Source organism: Pseudomonas sp. D47, assembly GCF_045447305.1.
In the GTDB taxonomy this organism is placed as follows: Bacteria; Pseudomonadota; Gammaproteobacteria; order Pseudomonadales; family Pseudomonadaceae; genus Aquipseudomonas.
In genome coordinates this window covers 54785-72913 of record NZ_JBJGXU010000025.1, presented here as the reverse complement: position 1 = coordinate 72913, position 18129 = coordinate 54785, and the positions used below count along the sequence as shown (strand labels likewise).

The following is an 18129-nucleotide window of genomic DNA, read 5'->3' as shown; positions in this document are numbered from 1 at the left end:
GGCCGCCGCGTTAACGAACGTTTAAGTGCTTAGTTGAGTGAAGTGAACCTCCGTAAAACCTCAGTCAATCAATCCATGAGCGTCATAAAACGGATACGGCCCCGGGTAGTCCCCGAACACGCCGTTGTGGCTGACCACACCCTGCTGCTCATCCCAGCGGTGCAGCAGATAACCTGCCGGCTCCAAGTTGAAATGCGCGGGCGCGGCGTCTTGCAGGTCGAGCACGATCTGGTGCGAAGTGCCGGGGCACACGCAACTCAAGCTGCCGCCAAAGCGCCGTTGCATCGGCCTATGCAGATGCCCGCACAGCAGGCGTTCCACTTGCGGGTGACGGGCGATGACCCGCTCCAGGGCGGCGGCATTGATAAAGGGTTCGCGGTCCATATGGCCGATACCGCTGATAAACGGCGGGTGATGCAGGATCAGCAAGGTCGGCGCCTCAGGGCGCAGCGCCAATTGTCCGTCAAGCCACTGCAACTGGCTGTCGAGCAGTTGGCCGCCGTGACCACCGGGAATGGTCGAATCGAGACCGATCAGACGCAGCGGATGCTCCTCCACCACCCAATCCAAAGGGCCGTCTGGCGACGCTGGCAAATAACGGTGATCACCAAAAGCATCCAGTAACGGCCCACGCGTGTCGTGGTTGCCGGGCACCAGGTAGCAAGGCATGTGCAGGCGCGCCAATTCCGGATGCAGCACGGCGTATTCATCGGCGCGGCCGAAGTCCACCAGATCACCGCTGATCACCACAATATCGGGCCGTGGGTAGCTGGCGTTCAGGTGGTCGACGGCACGGCGCAGTGCGCCCAACGTATCCACCACGCCATAGGTCAGGCGGTTGCCGGCTTTAAGGTGCAGGTCGCTGATCTGAGCGACAAGAAACGGACGGTTCAAAATAGGCTCTCACGCATTCAGGGTGAACAACATGTGCGGCGCAATCGCCAGAGCAATCGGCGCGCCGACGCGGTGCAGTTGGTTGTCGCTGCTGTCCACCAGCAGCGGTTGCGGGCCGCCGACATCCACCAGCAAGCGGCTTTGTGCGCCCTGGAAGAATTGCGCCACCAGGTGGCCGTGCAGGTGCCCTTCGTCTTCCATCACACGCAGGTGTTCGGGACGGCAGTACACCGTGCTCGGCAAATCGAGCGCGTGCCACGGCAGCTCGCCGCCGCAGACTTTCAAGCCGTGGGCGGTGCGATCCAGCACGGTAAAAGCATTGAGGTTGCCGACGAAGCCTGCGACGAACGCGTTGGCCGGCTGCTGGTAAATCTCCCGTGGGCTGGCCAGTTGCGCGACGCGCCCCTGCTCCATCACCAGGATGCGGTCGCCCAAGGCCATGGCTTCGCCTTGATCATGGGTGACGAAGACCGAGGTGATGCCAAGCCCGCTCAGCAGTTGATCCAACTCACTGCGCAAGCGCTCGCGCAATTGCGCATCCAAGGCCGCCAGCGGCTCATCCAGCAACAGCACTTTGGGGCGCGGTGCGAGGGCGCGGGCCAGGGCCACACGCTGACGCTGGCCGCCCGAGAGTTCATGGATGCTGCGCCGGCCGTGGTGCTGCAAGCCCACCAGCTCCAACAGTTCTTCGCAGCGTTTGTTGCGCTCAGGCGCTGACACGCCGCGAATCTTCAAGCCATAGACGATATTGCCGGCCACATCCAGGTTGGGAAACAGCGCGTAGTTCTGGAACACCATGCCCACATCACGCCGCTCAATGGGCAGGCGCGTGACGTCTTGATCGCCGAAAAATACCTGGCCGACATCCGGGCGCTCCAACCCGGCAATCAGGCGCAAGGTGGTGGTTTTGCCACAGCCAGACGGGCCGAGAATCGCCAGGGTTTCGCCGCCTTCGACGGTTAGGTTCAAGTCATGCACGGCCACGGTGCCGTCGGCGAATGCCTTGCGACAGCTTTGCAGGCGGATAGTGATAGCGGTCATCGACGCTCTCCACGGGACAAACGAGCACTGATGGCCTGCAATGCAATCAGCAGCGGCACGATCATCAGCAAAAAGATAAGGGTGTAGGCACTGGCGATTTCCAGGCGCGCCGAGGCGTAGCTGTCGGCCAAACCCACCGGCAGCGTTTTCGTCATCGGCGTGTGCAGCATCCAGGTCAGGTTGAACTCACCCAAGCTCAGGGTGACCACCATCAGCACGCCCGCCAGAATCCCCGCCCGGCAGTTGGGCACCACCACGCTGAAAAAGCGCTTGATCGGCCCCGCGCCGAGGCTGGCTGCAGCCTCTTCCAACACCGGCAGTTGCTGGCGTTGCATCACCGCCAACACCGGGCGCACCAGGAACGGCAAGGTGAACAGCACATGGCCGACAAGGATGAACAACCAGCTGCTGCGGAACGTGCCGAACTGGCCGTAGGTCAGCAGCAACGCCAACGCACTGGCCAACCCCGGCATCGCCACCGGGAGCACCATCAACTCCTCGAAGGCGCGGCTGAAGCGGTTGTTCATGCGCACCAGGGCGTAGGCCGCCGGCACGCCGACCACGCAGACGCACACCGCGCAGGCCAGGGCCAATTGCAGCGACAGCCACACCGTCGGCGAGTAGGCCTGCCACACCTGCACCAGCCAGTCGAAGGTCAGGCCGCTGGAGAGGCCGACGAAGAAATTACGCGTCAACCCGGCCAGCAACGACATCAGCACCGGCACCAACATGAAGGCGCACACCAGCAAGGTGAACAGCAGTTGAATCACGAACAGCGATGAGCGCTTCACAGGACCGTCCCCGCGTTTTTCACCAGGCGCCGCGTCAGCAGCAACACGGCCCAGGTCACTGCACCGAGCACCACCGACAGCGCGGCGGCGACGGCAAAGTTGGCGTAGTTGGTGAACACGTTGTAGATCGCCACCGGGGTGACGTTAAGCCGCGTGCCCAAGGTAAAAGCCGTACCGAAGGCGCCCATGGAGGTGGCGAAGCAGATCGCCCCGCAGGACGCCAGCGCGGGCGCCAGGCCAGGCACGATCACGTCGCACACCACGCGCCAATGCCCGGCCCCCAACGAATGCGCGGCTTCTTCCAGGCTGCGGTCGAGGCTTTCGCACGCGGCCATCACCGTGAGGATCACCCGCGGGATCGAGAAGTACAGGTAGCCGACAAACAGCCCCACCAGCGAGTACGCGAAGATCCAGCGCTCACCGGCCAGTTGCAGGCCCAGGGCGGCAAACAGGCCTTGACGCCCGGCCAACAGAATCACCAGGAAGCCCACCACTACGCCAGGAAACGCCAGGGGAAAGGTGAGCAATGCCACCAACGCCGAACGCCCAAAGAACTGCTGACGCGCGAGAAACACGCCGCTGATGCCGCCGATCAGTAACGCTGTGAGCGTCACGACAACGGCCAGCACACAGGTCTGCGCCAGGCTGCCCAAATACTGCGCGCTGCTCAGCACCTGCCAGTAACCGCTGCCCTGGCTGTCGCGGCTCTCGGCGCCGAGCACTACCAAGTGCGCCAGCGGCAGCAGCCAGAACGCGAACAGCACCGCAAAGGCCGGGGCCAATGCCCAGGCGGCGTGTTTTGCCGATGCTGCCACTTACTTGACCTCGTTCAGGTAACGGGCGGCGAAGGCTTCCTGCACAGCGGCCATTTTTTCGTAGTCCACCACGCCGGCACGGGCGTAGTCGCTGTCGGGCAGGAACTGCGCGGCGACGTCGGCCGGCATTTTCATTGGGCGCACCGGGCGCAGGTAGGCCTTGGCCCAGAGGGCCTGGCCTTGCTCGGAAAGCACGAAATCGAGGACCTTTTCAGCGTTGGCGCGGTGCGGCGCATTGGCCACCGCGCTCATCACGTACGGCACGCTGATGCTGCCTTCTTTGGGGATCACGAACGCGACGTTGGCGTTGTCCTTGTAGCGCGCGCGGTAGGCGTTGAAGTCGTAGTCCACCAGGATCGGCAATTCACCGGACAGCACCCGCGCATAGGCGGTTTGCTTGGGCACGATGGGCGCGTTTTTCGCCAGCTTCTGGAAGTAGTCGATGGCCGGAGCAAAGTTATCCAGATCGCCGCCCAGGGCACGGTTGATCGCCACGGCGCAGACGTAGCCGACGAACGCGCTGGACGGGTCGAGGTAACCGACCATGCCTTTGTATTCAGGCTTGAGCAGGTCGGCCCAGCTTTGCGGCACCGGCAAACCGCCCAGCGCATCGACGTTGACCATGATGCCCAAGGTGCCGGTGTGGATCGCGAACCAATGGCCGGCCGGGTCTTTCAAACCAGCGGGAATCTGCTCCCAGCCTTTGGGTTTGTAGGTGCCGACCACGTCGGCTTTTTGCGCCTGCAAGCCGAAGGTCACGCCGTAATACACCACGTCGGCCACCGGCGCGGCCTTCTCCGCCACCAACTGCGCCAGGGACTGCCCGGAGTTCTTGTTGTCCAGTGGCACTTGCACGCCTGTGTTGGCGGCGATGGCCTTGAGTTGGCTGCCCCAATCAGCCCAGTCGGGTGGGCAGTTGTAGCAAATCGCCGTTTCGGCCGCCTGGGCCAGGTGGGCCATGCCGCACAGCAGCACGGCTGCCAGGGTTTTACTGAACGCGCGCATCAAGTGTCTCCTCAAGGGGTTGAGTGCTTTCGCCGGGCCGGATATGGCACGGCAGGCAATGGGAAATCGGAGCGTTACCGGCAATTTGCGCCAGCAGTTGATCAATCACGGTGCTGGCCAGCAGCCCGATGGGCTGCACCACGCTGCACAGGGTCGGGTGCATCTGGGTGCCGAGGGCGATGCCGTCAAAGCCCATTACCGAGAGTTGCTCGGGCACATTCCAGGCGTTGCGGCGCAGCTCAGCGATCAAGCTGATCGCCAGGAAATCGTTGGAGCACACCAGCGCGGTGGGCGCGTGGGGGCCTTGGAGGAACGGCTCGATCACCTTGAACTCGGCCTGGGTGTGGGCCGGCATTTCGATCACCGGGCGGCTGTCCACACCGAACTCGCGCATCGCGTCGCAATAGCCGGCGTAACGCAGGCGGGCCCGGTCGGACTGCAACGCGGGGCCGGCGACCATGCTGATGCGCCGGTGCCCCGCCTCCAGCAAATAACGCGTGGCCAGGGCCATACCTGCACGGTTGTCGACCGACACGGCGCTGTAGTTGGGGTTGCTCGGTTGGTGATAAGCCAGCACGAACGGCGTTTGTTCGCTGGCGAGGCTGTTCAGCACGCTATTGCTTTCGGCATCGGTCACCGTCAGCACCAAACCGTCGACGCGCTGGCGCAGCAGTTCCTCCACCACGATGCTCTCGCGTTCGCTGCTGTAGTCGGTGGTCGCCAGCACCAGGCTGTAGCCGCGCAGCCGGGCGGCACGTTCCATGGCCTGGAACTGTTCGGCGAACACCGGGTTGAGCAGGTTGGGCACCACCACGCCAATCAGCTGGGTGGTTTGCAGGCGCAGTTGGCGGCCGAGCAGATTCGGTCGAAAGCCCAGCTCGCGGGCGGCGGCGAACACCTGCTCACGGGTGGCCGGGCGCACTTGGTCGGGGGAAGCAAAGGTGCGGGCGGCGGTGGCGCGGGATACGCCGGCCAGTTGCGCAACGTCTTTCAGGTCAGTCATTGTCACTCGCTTGAGATCGATCTCATTGGCGAGGACAGTAACGGCGGAATATGGCAGCAAAGTGGTGGACAGATGACGGTTTGATGTCGGCCGAATGTGCTGCCGCGCTAGCGCCCCGCAGATCATCTGCCTTTATACTGCGCACCCTGCCCTATTGCTCAAGGATGAATCATGCGTGTCATCGTCATTGGAGGCCTGGGCAACTTCGGGCTGCGTATCTGTCGGCGTCTGGCCTCGGAGCCTGGCATTGAAGTGATTGCGGCCAGCCGCCGCTCACACTCAGGCCTGCACACCCTCAGCGACGGCCAACAGGTCGCGACCCTGCCCCTGGACATTGGCGCCGCCGACTTCGAACAGCGCCTGGCGGGCGCCAAACCTGATCTGGTGATTCACTGTGCGGGGCCCTTTCAAGGCCAGGATTATCGCGTCGCCAAGGCAGCCTGCGCGGCCGGGGCGCATTACCTGGACCTGGCCGATGGCCGCGCGTTTGTCGCCGAGTTCGCCGCCAATGTCGATGCCGAAGCGAAAGCCGCCGGCGTGCTGGCCATTTCCGGTGCCAGCAGCGTGCCGGGGTTGTCCTCGGCGGTGGTCGATCAGTTGGCCCAATCCTTTACGCGCATCGACAGCATCCAGACCGTGATCGCCCCCGGCCAACAAGCCGTGCGTGGGGTTGCGACCATCCAGGCGGTGTTTGGCTATGCCGGTCTTGGGTTCGAACGCTGGAATGGCGGCGCCTGGACGCGACAATTTGGTTGGCAAAACCTGCGTCGCTTTCACTTCGAAAGCATCGGTAAGCGCTGGGGCGCGGCGTGTGATGTGCCGGACTTGGCGCTGTTCCCAGAGCGCTATCCCGGCGTACGCGACGTGGCCTTTCATGCGGCGCTGGAACTGCCCGTCCAACACGTAGCGCTGTGGTTCGCCGCCGCGCTGCGCCGCCTCGGCGTGCCCTTGCCGATCAGCCGTTACGCCGCACAGCTTGATGCATTTTCCAGCCGTTTTCTCGACCGCTTCGGCAGCCCGACCGGCGCCATGCAAGTGCGCGTGCAGGGCCTGCGCAGCAACGGCCAGTTGGGTACCCTGACCTGGCACCTGACCGCACCGGGCGGTGACGGCCCGGAGATCCCGTGCATGGCGGCCTTGCTGATCGCGCTCAAGCTGGCAAAAAAACAGCTGCCGCAAACCGGCGCGTTCGCGTGCCTGGGCTTTTTGCAGTTGGATGAGTTCACCGCCGAGTTCGAGCGCTGGGGCTTCACCACCGCCATCATCGAGGACGCGCCATGAGCCAACGCCGCATCACCTTGGTCATGCCGGCCAGCGCCGCCGACGCCTTCGAGGCGTTCCACAACCACAGCGTGCGTATGCAATGGGACACGCTGCTGTCGCGCGCCGGTGTCGAAGGCGGTGGCAGCCATCCCTATAAAGGCGCGATCACCTTCAACCAGGGGCGTGGCTGGAAGCGCTATTTCGCCCTGCGCACGCGCTTCGTCAACTACGTGCCGGGCAAGGTGGCTGCCGCGGTATTGGTGGAACCTGCCGGCTGGTTCGACCAGTGGTCAGCATCCATGCGCCATCGCGACCTGGATGGCGCCACCTCGGAGCTGATCTACACTTTTAACGTCGGCCTTCGCCCGCGCTGGCTCGGCTGGCTGCTGGACCCGTTGGCCAACCGCCTGTTCGAGCACGAAACCCGTCAACGCTTCGCCGCGATGGCGGCGTATTTGCGCCGCCATACGCTAAACAGTCACGAAGTTTCGCCAGAGTCACCGGCGACCGTGAATCGAATCCCGGCAAAATCCGCCCGCTAACCTTTCGATCTGATCCAAGTGCGGGCACAATGCGTGTCCTTTTTTGGCAGGCACCGCCGCAGGCTCTCAAAAATGATCAAAACGCCGTACTACCTCATCGATAAACAGAAACTTCTGGTCAACATGCAGAAGATTGCTTACGTGCGCGAACAGTCCGGCGCCAAGGCTCTGCTGGCGCTCAAGTGCTTCGCCACCTGGTCGGTCTTCGACCTGATGCAGCAATACATGGACGGCACCACCTCGTCGTCGCTGTATGAGTTGAAGCTCGGCCGCCAGAAGTTCGAAGGCGAAGCGCACGCCTACAGCGTGGCCTGGGCCGACGATGAAATCGAAGAGATGCTGGATAACTGTGACAAGATCATTTTCAACTCGATCAGCCAGCTGCAGCGTTTTGCCGAGCGCTCCGAGGGCAAGACCCGTGGCCTGCGTGTGAACCCACAGGTGAGCAGCTCCGACTACTTGCTGGCCGACCCGGCGCGCCCGTTCAGCCGTTTGGGCGAGTGGGACCCGGTGAAGATCGAAGGCGTGATCGAACAGATCTCCGGCTTCATGTTCCACAACAACTGCGAGAACGGCGACTTCAGCCTGTTCGACAAGATGCTGGGCACCATCGAAGAACGCTTCGGTGAGTTGCTGCACAAGGTCAAGTGGGTCAGCCTCGGCGGCGGCATTCACTTTACCGGTGAAGGCTACGCAATCGACGCGTTCTGCGCCCGTTTGAAGGCGTTCTCCGAGAAGTACGGCGTGCAGGTCTACCTGGAACCCGGCGAAGCGGCGATCACCAACAGTGCGTCCCTGGAAGTCACCGTGCTCGACACCCTCTACAACGGCAAAAACCTCGCCGTGGTCGACAGCTCCATCGAAGCCCACCTGCTGGACCTGCTGATCTACCGCCTCAACGCCAAGCTGGCGCCGAGCGAGGGTGAACACACCTACATGGTGTGCGGCAAATCCTGCCTGGCCGGGGACATCTTCGGCGAGTATCAATTTGATCGTCCGCTGGCCATCGGCGATCGGCTGTCGTTTATCGACACCGCAGGCTACACCATGGTCAAGAAAAACTGGTTCAACGGCCTGAAAATGCCGTCCATCGTAGTGAAACAACTCGACGGTACAGTCGAGGTGGTTCGTGAATTTGGTTACGACGACTACCTGTCCAGCCTTTCGTAAGCTGGCGGATATAGGAGAAATAAAGCAATTGAAAAAGAACGTTCTTATCATTGGTGCAGGAGGTGTCGCCAAGGTGGTGGCCCACAAGTGCGCGCAGCACAACGACGAACTCGGTCGTATTGCTATCGCGTCGCGCAACATCTCCAAATGCCAGGCCATCATCGACAGCGTCAAGGCCAAGGGTAGCCTCAAGGTTCCCGCCGACATCCAAGCCTTCGCGCTGAACGCCCTGGACGTGGAAGCGACCAAGGCCCTGATCCGCGAGACCGACTCGCAGATCGTCATCAACGTAGGTTCCGCCTTCCTCAACATGTCGGTGCTGCGCGCCTGCATCGATACCGGCGTTGCGTACCTCGACACCGCCATCCACGAAGAGCCGGGCAAAGTCTGCGAGACCCCGCCGTGGTACGGCAACTACGAGTGGAACCACCTGCAAGAGTGCAAACAGAAGAACATCACCGCCATCCTTGGCGTGGGCTTCGACCCGGGTGTCGTCAACGCGTATGCCGCGCTGGCGCAGCAACAGCATTTCGACCGCATTGATTCGATCGACATTCTCGACGTCAATGCCGGCTCCCACGGCAAATACTTCGCCACCAACTTCGACCCGGAAATCAACTTCCGCGAATTCACCGGGCAGGTCTGGAGCTGGCAGAACAGCCAGTGGACCAGTAACACCATGTTCGAAGTCAAACGTACCGACGACCTGCCGGTAGTCGGTTCGCAAAACCTGTACCTGACCGGCCACGATGAAGTGCACTCGCTGTCGAAAAACCTCGACGTGCCCAACGTGCGTTTCTGGATGAGCTTCGGCGAACACTACATCAACGTGTTCACCGTGCTGAAAAACCTCGGCCTGCTCTCCGAAAAGCCGGTCACCACCGCCGAAGGCCTGGAAGTGGTGCCGTTGAAAGTGGTCAAGGCCGTGCTGCCCGACCCGTCTTCGCTCGCCCCAGGCTACACCGGCAAGACCTGCATCGGCGACCTGGTCAAAGGCACCAAAGATGGCCAGCCACGTGAGATGTTTATCTACAACGTGGCTGATCACGAAGAAGCCTTTGCCGAAACCGACAGCCAGGGCATCTCCTACACCGCAGGCGTACCACCGGTGGCCGCAGCGCTGCTGGTTGCGCGTGGCGAGTGGGATGTGAAACACATGGCCAACGTCGAGGAACTGCCAGCGGAGCCGTTCCTCAAAGCGCTGGACGTGATGGGGCTGCCGACTCGGATTAAAGACGAGAACGGTGACCGTGCTTGGGATGCGATTGCCTAAAAGGCCGTGGCTGACTGAACAAAAAAATGCGCCCTCAGGGGCGCATTTTTTGTTTGGGCACAGAGAGATTCGTCAGCACACTGAGGATCTAAATGTCGAATCGTCGCACCGCAGCTCCCACATTTGGATCTCTTGCGTCACTGCTGCTCAACCGCCCGGCTTGAAGCGACGTCCTGCGGCGGCAGTAACCAATGCCGCGTGGTGGTCCACCCCAGAAAGACTCTCGCGCCGTCCTCAGTTGGCGCGTGTTGAGGCAACACTTCGCCGGCGCAAGCCTTGCGCAAGCCGCTCATCAGCGGCAGGAATGTTTCTCGAAAAGCCACTGGCTGCGCGGCGAAACAAGCCTCGACTGACGCCAGGGCATCTCTGCACTCATGCTCATCAAGCATAGCCAGATAGAACACCATCTGGCGCCAGGCATAGGCCGTATTTTTGAGCATTATCAACCGAGCATGATAGTGCTCAATCCGCATCTGCTGCCGTTTGCAGATCCACTCAAAACACGCCTGCACCATGCGGCCTAGCCTCGGCCGCAGCAAAACCTTCAACCCAAGTTCTTCAAACAGTAACGCGAGGTTTTGCGTGGTTAAAATCTGCTGCTGCTCAAGAATGGTGCCGTTGGTCGCCGGGTGCCACGTACCCAACTCGGCCCCTGCACGCTTTGCGCACAACGTCGCGAAAGCATCGCTTGCCACTCGCGCACGTCGCCGACCTCGGGTAACAAGGCTCGCCAGCTCATCGGTATCAATGTCGTAATAGCGTGCGTAAAGGGAGCCTGCTAACACCCGGCCTGCTCGCCTGGCGGCATCGGCAAACTTATCGGAAAACTTACCCATGAAGATATCTGCTGCGACCTCTTCCACAAAGGGCAAGTCCAGTTCCGCAGTGTCCGCCAGTGCTGAAAACTCCTGGAGAAGCTTGTTAGGCAGAATGGCGTATGGGAAAGCAGAAAGCGTCAACGCCGATGACTCAACCAGCGCTTGCTTGGCAGATCCCGCCACCACAGCACCGGACTGGCGGTCGCCTTCAATGACGGCGACCCAAGGCAACTCACTGAGGCCAACCTGACGCTGAAGGTTCAGCAGTAATAACGAACGCCGTCGACGGAACGCGCGATAGGTAGAGGCGTATACCCTTCTCAGCGCTTCATCGCGCAACCCTGAGCTACTCAGTTGCGCTGTCATCGCGGGCAGCACCCGCGCGACGGTATCACCTGAAGTAATCAGCCCATGCTCGATCAATTCGCTGATCGTCCCACTCCGGCATCGCTGAAGACGGCGCTGGATCGCTGGTGGAATGGCAACGCCCTCGCCTTGCCCAAACGCCGATGCCTCCTCAGCAGTGATCGGTGCTGCCAAATCAGCAAAATCCGAGAGACCACCTTGCGCGGGATACGTTGAGAGCCGATTCGCCACAATACGAGCGATGAGGTGATGCTCTGGCCCCGCCACCTGACTAAGTTGATTCGCACGCAACGCACGGTGAGAGGCTGAACCCGGATCGCCATGCTTACGCACAAAATCATCGACGATTTGCCGTATGCGACCGACTTGACGCCCGGTGAGTGATTGCGCGTCGCGGGCGCATTGCCCAAGTAAAGAAAACAGTTCCTCCACGCGATCCGAAGAGCGCCTGTCGATACCGAGCCGCTTAAAATCCAGCTCTAACTCGGCCGCCTGCTCGCGCCACCCACTCGGGTAATTACGGCACGGCCAGCCAGCCTCATAGGTCAGGAGGAAATGCGAAACAGCTGAATCATAAAGCGGTAAACGCGTTTCTATCGTGTGTTTCTGCACAACGATCTGAGCCTGGGAAGGCAAGTTTGAAAGCAACTGCTTGATATCGCCAGCGTCCACAATATGAACCTGCGCGGCAGAGATCGGCAACTGCGTAGAGATCGATGGGAAGAAACGCAGTCGGTCAAAGAACGGCCCAATCACGTCTATCAGCGCCCGAGCCTGCTCGGTGCGCTGCTGCCCGACTAGCCAAGCTACTGTCAGTAACGCGGCCTCTTCCGGCACATCGACCGCATAATCACAACGGGCTAAACGTGAGTGCAGCGCCTCAAGGCCGTCATCCGTGAGATGCCAGGCATTGATATCGAGCCGTTCAAAGCCTGGACGAATACCTGGAATAGAGGCGGCCAGTTCACGCTCATAGTCCGTCAGTTCGCCACCTGCCAACAGATTGCCGGTAGCAAAACCGCCCGTAACGACCTCTAGCGTAACCCAGGCTGGAATCTCAGCAATCGGTGTGCGCGAGCCATACTCGACGGAGCCTTGCAGCAGGTTCCCAATGACCTGCTGCCAGCGTGAGATACGTCTGCGGGCGTTAAAGCGAGCGACTGGACCGCAATCCACATCGTGCGCGAGCAGCGCTTTCGACAGTTGGAAAACTGCATAACCTGCGTCCATGCTAGTCACTCTGTGTGATCTGAAGGTCTGCCCAGATTGCTGTGTATGTGATGGGTCCGGAGGCTGGATTCGAACCAGCGCCCACCCGGTTAAGAGCCGAGTGTTCTACCGCTGAACTACTCCGGAACAGAGGGCGCATTGTCGAGCAACGCCTGAAAAATGTGAAGGGCCACGAGCTTCATTAAGATTTAACTCAAAAAAATGCGCATTCTTCCTACCTGCACCCTCGAAGCCATCTCTGAATGACTCCAGGTTTCGTTGTTGCATGGAGTGCAGCGGTTATAAATCGGCGCCGTGGCGCAACACAGCCTGCTGGATAAGTTGAAGACCAAAACAGTCTAAAGAACTGTCAATTCTCACAGGTTACTTAATCCACAAACTGCGCTAGCTTAGCCGGTCCAGAGGTCAATCATCGATTGGCTTACCCATTCAGCATGAGCGAAAGGACTCGTCCATGAACCGAAAAAAAGATCCAAACAGCCTTGCGGCACGCGCCGCCGCGCTGGTCTACAGCACCAGCTGCTACCTGATCTTCCTATGCACCATTCTCTATTTGATAGGGTTTGTAGGCGGCGTAGTCGTGCCCAAACACCTCGACTCCGGCCCTCTTGTCGATTGGCCACTGGCAGCCACGGTCAACTGCTTGCTGATCATTCTGTTCAGCGTCCAGCACACCGTAATGGCGCGTAAAAGCTTCAAGCACTGGTTGGCAGCATTCGTCCCCGCAGCGGCTGAACGCTCAACGTATGTATTGCTGAGCAGCCTGATGCTCACGTTGATGTTCTGGCTGTGGCAACCGCTCACGCTCACGGTGTGGCAGGTGGAGCCCACCTGGGCCACAGCATTGTTGACCGTGCTGTTCTGGCTGGGCTGGGGCCTCGTGGCGTTGGCAACCTTGCTGATCAGTCACTTCGAACTGTTCGGACTCAAGCAAGCCATCGACCGCTGGCGCAACACGCCACAACAAGCGCCGGTGTTCAGAACGCCATGGTTCTACAAGGTCGTGCGCCATCCGCTGTACCTGGGGTTTCTGATCGCCTTCTGGGCCACGCCACATATGACGGCGGGCCATCTGCTGTTTGCGGTGGGCATGACGATCTATATCTTTATCGGCGCCTACTTTGAAGAAAAAGACTTGGTGGTGCTGTTTGGTGAACGGTACCGGCGCTACCAGCAAGAAGTCAGCATGGTATTGCCCCTGCCGAAGAGCAGCGTCGCGGCACAGAGAAAAGAGCATGAGTAAGCACAAGCCCAGCCCAGCAAAGAAGCCGTCCGAGAGTTCATCAGAAGAGGCAGCCCACACGCCACGAGCACGAAACCGTTTAGGCATCACCGCCCACCTGCCCAGTTGGGTGTTCGCGCTGCTCATCGCACTCTGCGCCATCGGCGCACTGCAAGACCGCATCCGCCGCGTACGGCCGGCGTACGCCGCGCTGCTGTGCGTCGGGGTACTCTTGCTGTTATTGGCGGGCTGGGTACAGTGGTTTGCGCCTGGCTCATAGCTCGCAGGCGTCACCCTCGCCATCAAAAAAATAGATGTTTTCGTGCTTGTAACCCCAGCGGCCTGCGCGCTCACGGATATGCGGCTCGAAGGTAAAACACGCTACTTTGCTGCGGTTTGGACGACATGATTAGGCGGTTTGGGCATGGTCGGCATCTTCCTTGAGTCGGTGCAGCTTACGCGGTTGCAGAGCGCTCGACGCCGGGGGCTCTCGGACATTTCCCACAGTGGTTTCAGGTTGTCGCTCGGAAGTGCGCTGACTAACCTCTTCGACGTCGCTGCCGATTCAGCGACCGGATTTGACCGTCCGACTCCAAAAGAGCAAATGCGCTAACACCGATCTTGGGCGTTTTTTTTACGCCTGATGTATCGTGTCGCGGCAGCTGTGCGCGGGATACCTTCGGGTATGCCGGTGTTGCTCTTTTGGCCGGTCGGTCAACCCGCGTATAGCTGCCACCCTATTTCGTTTGACCGCGAATTGTGGCAGTTCCATTTATAAAGGAGCTTGACCATGATTAAAGACAGCCCAAATCCCCCAGGCCAGCAAGACTTCGACACCAGCACCCTGCACGAAGTGGCCTACCGCGCGATCAGCCACTACCTCAACCCCGGCAAACCCATTCCCGAGCCCAGCGAAGGTATCTTCACCGTGTGCGCCGACCTGGGCACCGAAACCTTGCTGGTCAATGCTTCCCAGGACCTGGCGTCCGTCTGCGAAATCGCCAACCATATGGCCTTTGAAATCGAGGGTTCGCAACGCAATGTCGCGCTGGGCATTTGCAGGATGCTGGAAGGCGTGCAGTTGCTGGTAGACAAGGCCTTGAACATAGCCCACCCAGCCGCATAAAGATCGTCCCCCTGCGCAGCTAGGGAATGCCGCCCCGGACGCTTTCATCGATGCATAACAACGTGACGCGCAGCGTCACAGGATGCATGCCCACGCAGAGCGTGGGCACGATCACTCGGTGGCCTGAGATGGACGAGATAAAGCGCCTGAGCTATCTTCTGGCGCTCTATCGAAAGCCCGAAACAGGAAGTTACCGCTTGAGCACGTCACCCCTACTGCGAGGCCGCACCTTCGCCCTCCTCGCCGGCATCGCGCCGTCGACCAGTTGGTAAAGCTACTGGCCCTGGTTTCACTGCAAGCCAGCAGTTTTAAAATCGGCCCCAACCCAATCAACCTGGCGCTGGAACTGAGCCTTAACCCCGGCGCCTTCCTCAGCCTGGGCGCGGCGTTGCCGCCACAGGTTAAAGAACTGATCTTTATCGCAGGCGTGGCCATCGTGGTCGCGTGGGCTACGTGGTGGTCGCTTTCCAATTGGAACCAGCCGCTGCGTAAGGTCTTGCCGCTTTATGCGATTGCCTTGGGCGGTATTGCCAACTTGATCGACCGCGTATTTCGGGACGGTCATGTGGTTGACTACATGGTGCTGAACGTCGGGCCAACGCATACCGGCGTGTTCAATATTGCCGATATTGCGATTACTGCCGGCGCATTGTTCCTGATGCTCGATCTGTTCGTGAAACCGCGTAAAGCTTAGGTATCCATGGGGATCTACGGCCCCCGCCGTCAATCCCCAGCCCCTCAAAACACCGACCACCCAATCCGCTCACTCAACAACTCCAACGCCTTCATCCCCGCCAGCGAATTCCCCGCTGCGTTCAACTCCGGCGACCACACGCACACCGTAAACTGCCCCGGCACCACCGCAACAATCCCGCCGCCGACCCCGCTCTTGCCCGGCAAGCCCACGCGATAAGCAAAGTTGCCCGCCTCGTCATACAGCCCGCTGGTGGCCATGATCGAGTTGACTTGCTTGGTCTGGCGCGCGGTCAGGATCTGTTCGCCGCTGTGGGCGCTTACGCCCTCGTTGGCGAGGAAGCTGAAGGCGCGGGCCAAGTCCAGGCAGCTCATCTGCAGCGCGCAGTAGTTGAAGTAGCTGTGCAGTACCGCATCCACGTCATTATGAAAATTGCCGAAGGACTTCATCAGGTAGGCCATGGCCGCGTTGCGCGCACCGTGTTGGGCTTCGGAGTCGGCGACGACGCTGTTGACCAGAATGTGCGGGTTACCCGACAGGCGCCGTACGAAGTCGCGCATCGACAGGATCGGCACGGCGAAGCGCGATTGGTTGATGTCGCAAATCACCAGCGCGCCAGCATTGATGAAGGGGTTGCGCGGGCGGCCGCGCTCGAACTCCAGCTGCACCATGGAGTTGAACGGTTGCCCCGACGGCTCGTGGCCCAGGCGTTCCCAGATGGTTTCGCCACCGTGGTCGATGGCCTGCACCAGGCTGAACACCTTGGAAATGCTCTGCACCGAAAACAGGGTATCGGCATCACCGGCGCAATAGGCCGAGCCATCGTTGCCGTACACGGCGATGCCGAGTTGGTTGGCGGGCACGTCGGCCAGCGCGGGGATGTAGTCGGCGACTTTGCCCTGGCCGATCAGTGGACGAACTTCGTCGAGGATCGACTCGAGCAGCGCCTGCATGTCTTGTCCGGTCATGTTTCTTTGAATCAGTGATAGCGGGGCGCGCAGGATACCTGAAACACGCAGCCCTGGTGGCGCACTACAGAACGCGAAGGCCGCCCTCGTCCCGAAGATACATGAGGGACTCGTACTGGAACGATATCAAGAAGCACGCATCACACCTCGCCGCCAGCTGTTCCACCCATGCCCTTACGTCAGCCAATGGATCGGCGTCGTCTGGCGTTAGCCCCTTGATGCGCAAATAAGCACGAGTGGCCACGGTAAAGACCAAACCGTGCGGGTCTTGTGCTCGAATTTCCGAATTTTCCACTTCATCGCAGCCGCTCAGGGAGAGGCCTGAATCAAAGCCAGCCGCCATCGACTGTTCAGTCTGCTCCAGCACCCCACCACCCACAGCGTTTACTGCGTCAGCCAAGTGCGCCATGGTCATGCGTTTGTCAGCTTCAAGATGAATATCAAGCCCCATGGGGTGCAGTCTCCAACATCGTAGAAAGGCGCACAGCGTCGGTTTCGTCGGCATTTGCGTCGAGAAATACCAAATCCTCGGACAGTCCCGAGGCCGATGAAATACCCACCACGAAATCACGCCCCGTTGCGCGAGCCATGGCTTTGGTGAATAGAACCAGTTGGCTAACTTGAGCGCGGCCAGCATGACGTAAAGGCAGATTGAGCCCGATAAACCAATCGCTCAGGTCATCAGGCGCCATGCCTGGGGCACGCTCTTGAATGTGGTTGACAAACACAGCGCCAAATGGCGCCCAATCGTTGATCAATGTGCGAAAGGCGTCTACCAACACCGACTCAATGGTTTCGTTGTCAGAGCCATCGACGTAACAATAAAGCGTCTGCATGTTGCGCATCCCGGGGCAGCGAGTTGGCGAGTCTAACTCGAACACGGCGAACGCTGGTCAAACCCGCAAGCGATTCAATGCGCCCGAAAGCCCCAGACTATCTCCACCACCCGCTCGGCAATCACCAGGTAAACCAGGATCAGCAACAGTTGCAGCGCCAGGTGATACCGCAGCTTGGCCAGCCGGCGAATGCCGTCGCTGATGTTCAACACCATCAACACGGCGGACAAAATAATCAGGCCCCAGCCCGCCACGCTGGAGGCGAACACGCCGATAAACAGTTCACGTTGCCCGAGCAAGGTATTGGTCCCCGCCGCAAACAGCAGCGCGCACACCAGCAGGTTTTTTACGTTGTCGAAAATCTGCGTGCTCAGGTCGTTTTCCAGCAAAGCTAAATAGCGTTTCCATAAGGTGTGCATGGGTCAGTTCCAGGTAGGGATCGCTCGCCAATCAAAGTAGTCCAATCGCCCGTACACTGCACTACTGCGCTGACTCCATGAGGATTTTTGCATGAAATTGATGATTGGCTTGGCCGCCCTGCTGTTGGTATCGGCCTGCTCCACCCACTCGCCCACCGCTGCACCGGCACAGGACGCCGCCGCGTCCACCTGCCTGGCGGGCGGTGGCACGATGAGGCAGGTCGGCAAGTTGCAGAGCTGGAAGTGCATCACGCCATACAAGGACGCGGGCAAGGCCTGCACTGATTCGAGCCAGTGTGAGGGTGAGTGCCAGACCAGCGTGACCACGCAATCGGGTAACGGCCCTGTAGCGGGCACGTGCCAGGTGGACAACAGTCACTTCGGCTGCTCGGCGACGGTGGAGAAAGGCAAGCTGGGCCGGGCGATTTGCGTGGACTGATGGGCGCCACCTAACCCATGTGGGAGCGGGCTTGCCTGCGATGAGGCCGTGCCAGCTGGCATTAGTGTTGCTGACCCACCGCCATCGCAGGCAAGCCAGCTCCCACAAGGTTTCTGCGGTGCAGCTTGGAGGTGCGCCACATCGGAGGGCCGGTTGGTTTGCGTGGACTAATGGGCGCCACCTAACCCATGTGGGAGCGGGCTTGCTCGCGAAT

19 protein-coding genes, 1 tRNA gene and 1 pseudogene are annotated in these 18129 nt (G+C 60.4%); 9 read left to right on the top strand and 12 right to left on the bottom strand.

The genetic code is table 11. From position 1 onward, the window contains the following. Positions 1–60: 60 nt before the first annotated feature. The 6 genes from ACI77I_RS17725 to ACI77I_RS17700 are packed head-to-tail and all read right to left on the bottom strand — an operon-like array spanning position 61 to position 5549. On the bottom strand, positions 61–894 hold the full coding sequence (locus tag ACI77I_RS17725; RefSeq protein ID WP_406998068.1) for a phosphodiesterase: 834 nt from the start codon (positions 892–894) through the stop codon (positions 61–63). Between the two features lie 9 nt (positions 895–903). Then, complete coding sequence (locus ACI77I_RS17720) at positions 904–1935, bottom strand: ABC transporter ATP-binding protein (protein WP_094952702.1); 1032 nt, start codon at positions 1933–1935, stop codon at positions 904–906. After that, positions 1932–2726, bottom strand: a complete 795-nt coding sequence (locus ACI77I_RS17715; RefSeq protein WP_406998067.1) for an ABC transporter permease — start codon at positions 2724–2726, stop codon at positions 1932–1934. The genes ACI77I_RS17720 and ACI77I_RS17715 overlap by 4 nt, the downstream gene beginning before the upstream one ends. Next, positions 2723–3541: an ABC transporter permease gene (locus tag ACI77I_RS17710; protein WP_406998066.1), complete on the bottom strand. Its 819-nt coding sequence runs from the start codon at positions 3539–3541 to the stop codon at positions 2723–2725. The genes ACI77I_RS17715 and ACI77I_RS17710 overlap by 4 nt, the downstream gene beginning before the upstream one ends. Beyond that, complete coding sequence (locus tag ACI77I_RS17705) at positions 3542–4546, bottom strand: ABC transporter substrate-binding protein (protein WP_406998065.1); 1005 nt, start codon at positions 4544–4546, stop codon at positions 3542–3544. It lies immediately after the preceding gene. Further along, complete coding sequence (locus tag ACI77I_RS17700) at positions 4530–5549, bottom strand: LacI family DNA-binding transcriptional regulator (protein ID WP_094952698.1); 1020 nt, start codon at positions 5547–5549, stop codon at positions 4530–4532. The genes ACI77I_RS17705 and ACI77I_RS17700 overlap by 17 nt, the downstream gene beginning before the upstream one ends. Positions 5550–5720: 171 nt before the next feature. On the opposite strand from ACI77I_RS17700, the gene ACI77I_RS17695 reads away from it, so the two are divergent. The 4 genes from ACI77I_RS17695 (at position 5721) to ACI77I_RS17680 (ending at position 9797) form a co-directional block, all read left to right on the top strand. Further along, positions 5721–6830 carry a saccharopine dehydrogenase family protein gene (locus tag ACI77I_RS17695; RefSeq protein WP_242155796.1) on the top strand — a complete coding sequence of 370 codons (1110 nt, stop codon included), beginning with the start codon at positions 5721–5723 and terminating at the stop codon, positions 6828–6830. After that, complete coding sequence (locus ACI77I_RS17690) at positions 6827–7354, top strand: hypothetical protein (protein ID WP_406998064.1); 528 nt, start codon at positions 6827–6829, stop codon at positions 7352–7354. The genes ACI77I_RS17695 and ACI77I_RS17690 overlap by 4 nt, the downstream gene beginning before the upstream one ends. 72 nt (positions 7355–7426) lie before the next feature. After that, positions 7427–8524 carry a carboxynorspermidine decarboxylase gene (locus ACI77I_RS17685; protein ID WP_094952696.1) on the top strand — a complete coding sequence of 366 codons (1098 nt, stop codon included), beginning with the start codon at positions 7427–7429 and terminating at the stop codon, positions 8522–8524. 28 nt (positions 8525–8552) lie between these two features. After that, positions 8553–9797 carry a saccharopine dehydrogenase family protein gene (locus ACI77I_RS17680; protein ID WP_094952695.1) on the top strand — a complete coding sequence of 415 codons (1245 nt, stop codon included), beginning with the start codon at positions 8553–8555 and terminating at the stop codon, positions 9795–9797. Positions 9798–9934: 137 nt separating this feature from the next. Here ACI77I_RS17680 and ACI77I_RS17675 read toward each other — a convergent pair whose 3' ends face one another. Further along, entirely contained in the window at positions 9935–12211 is a 2277-nt protein-coding gene (locus ACI77I_RS17675) for a hypothetical protein (RefSeq protein WP_406998063.1), read from the bottom strand. Between the two features lie 51 nt (positions 12212–12262). Next, positions 12263–12337 (bottom strand) — tRNA-Lys (locus ACI77I_RS17670). A 328-nt stretch (positions 12338–12665) separates the two neighbouring features. Here ACI77I_RS17670 and mddA point away from each other — a divergent pair. From mddA to ACI77I_RS17650, 4 genes and pseudogenes are all read left to right on the top strand, one after another. After that, positions 12666–13454, top strand: a complete 789-nt coding sequence (mddA, locus tag ACI77I_RS17665; protein ID WP_406998062.1) for a methanethiol S-methyltransferase — start codon at positions 12666–12668, stop codon at positions 13452–13454. Further along, complete coding sequence (locus ACI77I_RS17660; protein ID WP_094952692.1) at positions 13447–13713, top strand: hypothetical protein; 267 nt, start codon at positions 13447–13449, stop codon at positions 13711–13713. Before mddA ends, ACI77I_RS17660 begins: the two co-directional genes overlap by 8 nt. Positions 13714–14223: 510 nt before the next feature. Beyond that, the gene (locus ACI77I_RS17655) at positions 14224–14559 is read left to right on the top strand and encodes a DUF6124 family protein (protein ID WP_406998061.1); all 336 of its coding nucleotides are present in this window, start codon (positions 14224–14226) and stop codon (positions 14557–14559) included. A 197-nt stretch (positions 14560–14756) separates the two neighbouring features. Further along, positions 14757–15253, top strand: a pseudogene (locus ACI77I_RS17650) (signal peptidase II). Positions 15254–15297: 44 nt separating this feature from the next. Here the strand turns inward: ACI77I_RS17650 and glsB are convergent. From glsB to ACI77I_RS17630, 4 genes are all read right to left on the bottom strand, one after another. Beyond that, entirely contained in the window at positions 15298–16206 is a 909-nt protein-coding gene (gene glsB / locus ACI77I_RS17645; protein ID WP_094952688.1) for a glutaminase B, read from the bottom strand. Positions 16207–16285: 79 nt separating this feature from the next. Then, positions 16286–16672 (bottom strand): hypothetical protein, encoded by a 387-nt coding sequence (locus ACI77I_RS17640; protein ID WP_406998060.1) that lies wholly within the window; start codon positions 16670–16672, stop codon positions 16286–16288. After that, entirely contained in the window at positions 16662–17057 is a 396-nt protein-coding gene (locus ACI77I_RS17635) for a hypothetical protein (RefSeq protein WP_406998059.1), read from the bottom strand. The genes ACI77I_RS17640 and ACI77I_RS17635 overlap by 11 nt, the downstream gene beginning before the upstream one ends. A gap of 74 nt (positions 17058–17131) precedes the next feature. After that, complete coding sequence (locus ACI77I_RS17630) at positions 17132–17476, bottom strand: hypothetical protein (protein WP_242155789.1); 345 nt, start codon at positions 17474–17476, stop codon at positions 17132–17134. 91 nt (positions 17477–17567) lie between these two features. On the opposite strand from ACI77I_RS17630, the gene ACI77I_RS17625 reads away from it, so the two are divergent. Continuing rightward, positions 17568–17915, top strand: coding sequence for a hypothetical protein (locus tag ACI77I_RS17625; protein WP_094952686.1), 348 nt, complete (start codon positions 17568–17570; stop codon positions 17913–17915). Positions 17916–18129 lie beyond the last annotated feature (214 nt).

Coding starts and splice junctions, on each gene's coding strand:
- ACI77I_RS17675 (WP_406998063.1), bottom strand. CDS start 12,211: ATGGACGCAGGTTATGCAGTTTTCCAACTGTCGAAAGCGCTGCTCGCG.
- ACI77I_RS17720 (WP_094952702.1), bottom strand. CDS start 1,935: ATGACCGCTATCACTATCCGCCTGCAAAGCTGTCGCAAGGCATTCGCC.
- ACI77I_RS17660 (WP_094952692.1), top strand. CDS start 13,447: ATGAGTAAGCACAAGCCCAGCCCAGCAAAGAAGCCGTCCGAGAGTTCA.
- ACI77I_RS17700 (WP_094952698.1), bottom strand. CDS start 5,549: ATGACTGACCTGAAAGACGTTGCGCAACTGGCCGGCGTATCCCGCGCC.
- ACI77I_RS17625 (WP_094952686.1), top strand. CDS start 17,568: ATGAAATTGATGATTGGCTTGGCCGCCCTGCTGTTGGTATCGGCCTGC.
- ACI77I_RS17695 (WP_242155796.1), top strand. CDS start 5,721: ATGCGTGTCATCGTCATTGGAGGCCTGGGCAACTTCGGGCTGCGTATC.
- ACI77I_RS17640 (WP_406998060.1), bottom strand. CDS start 16,672: ATGGGGCTTGATATTCATCTTGAAGCTGACAAACGCATGACCATGGCG.
- ACI77I_RS17705 (WP_406998065.1), bottom strand. CDS start 4,546: ATGCGCGCGTTCAGTAAAACCCTGGCAGCCGTGCTGCTGTGCGGCATG.
- ACI77I_RS17685 (WP_094952696.1), top strand. CDS start 7,427: ATGATCAAAACGCCGTACTACCTCATCGATAAACAGAAACTTCTGGTC.
- ACI77I_RS17655 (WP_406998061.1), top strand. CDS start 14,224: ATGATTAAAGACAGCCCAAATCCCCCAGGCCAGCAAGACTTCGACACC.
- ACI77I_RS17635 (WP_406998059.1), bottom strand. CDS start 17,057: ATGCAGACGCTTTATTGTTACGTCGATGGCTCTGACAACGAAACCATT.
- glsB (WP_094952688.1), bottom strand. CDS start 16,206: ATGCAGGCGCTGCTCGAGTCGATCCTCGACGAAGTTCGTCCACTGATC.
- ACI77I_RS17630 (WP_242155789.1), bottom strand. CDS start 17,476: ATGCACACCTTATGGAAACGCTATTTAGCTTTGCTGGAAAACGACCTG.
- ACI77I_RS17690 (WP_406998064.1), top strand. CDS start 6,827: ATGAGCCAACGCCGCATCACCTTGGTCATGCCGGCCAGCGCCGCCGAC.
- mddA (WP_406998062.1), top strand. CDS start 12,666: ATGAACCGAAAAAAAGATCCAAACAGCCTTGCGGCACGCGCCGCCGCG.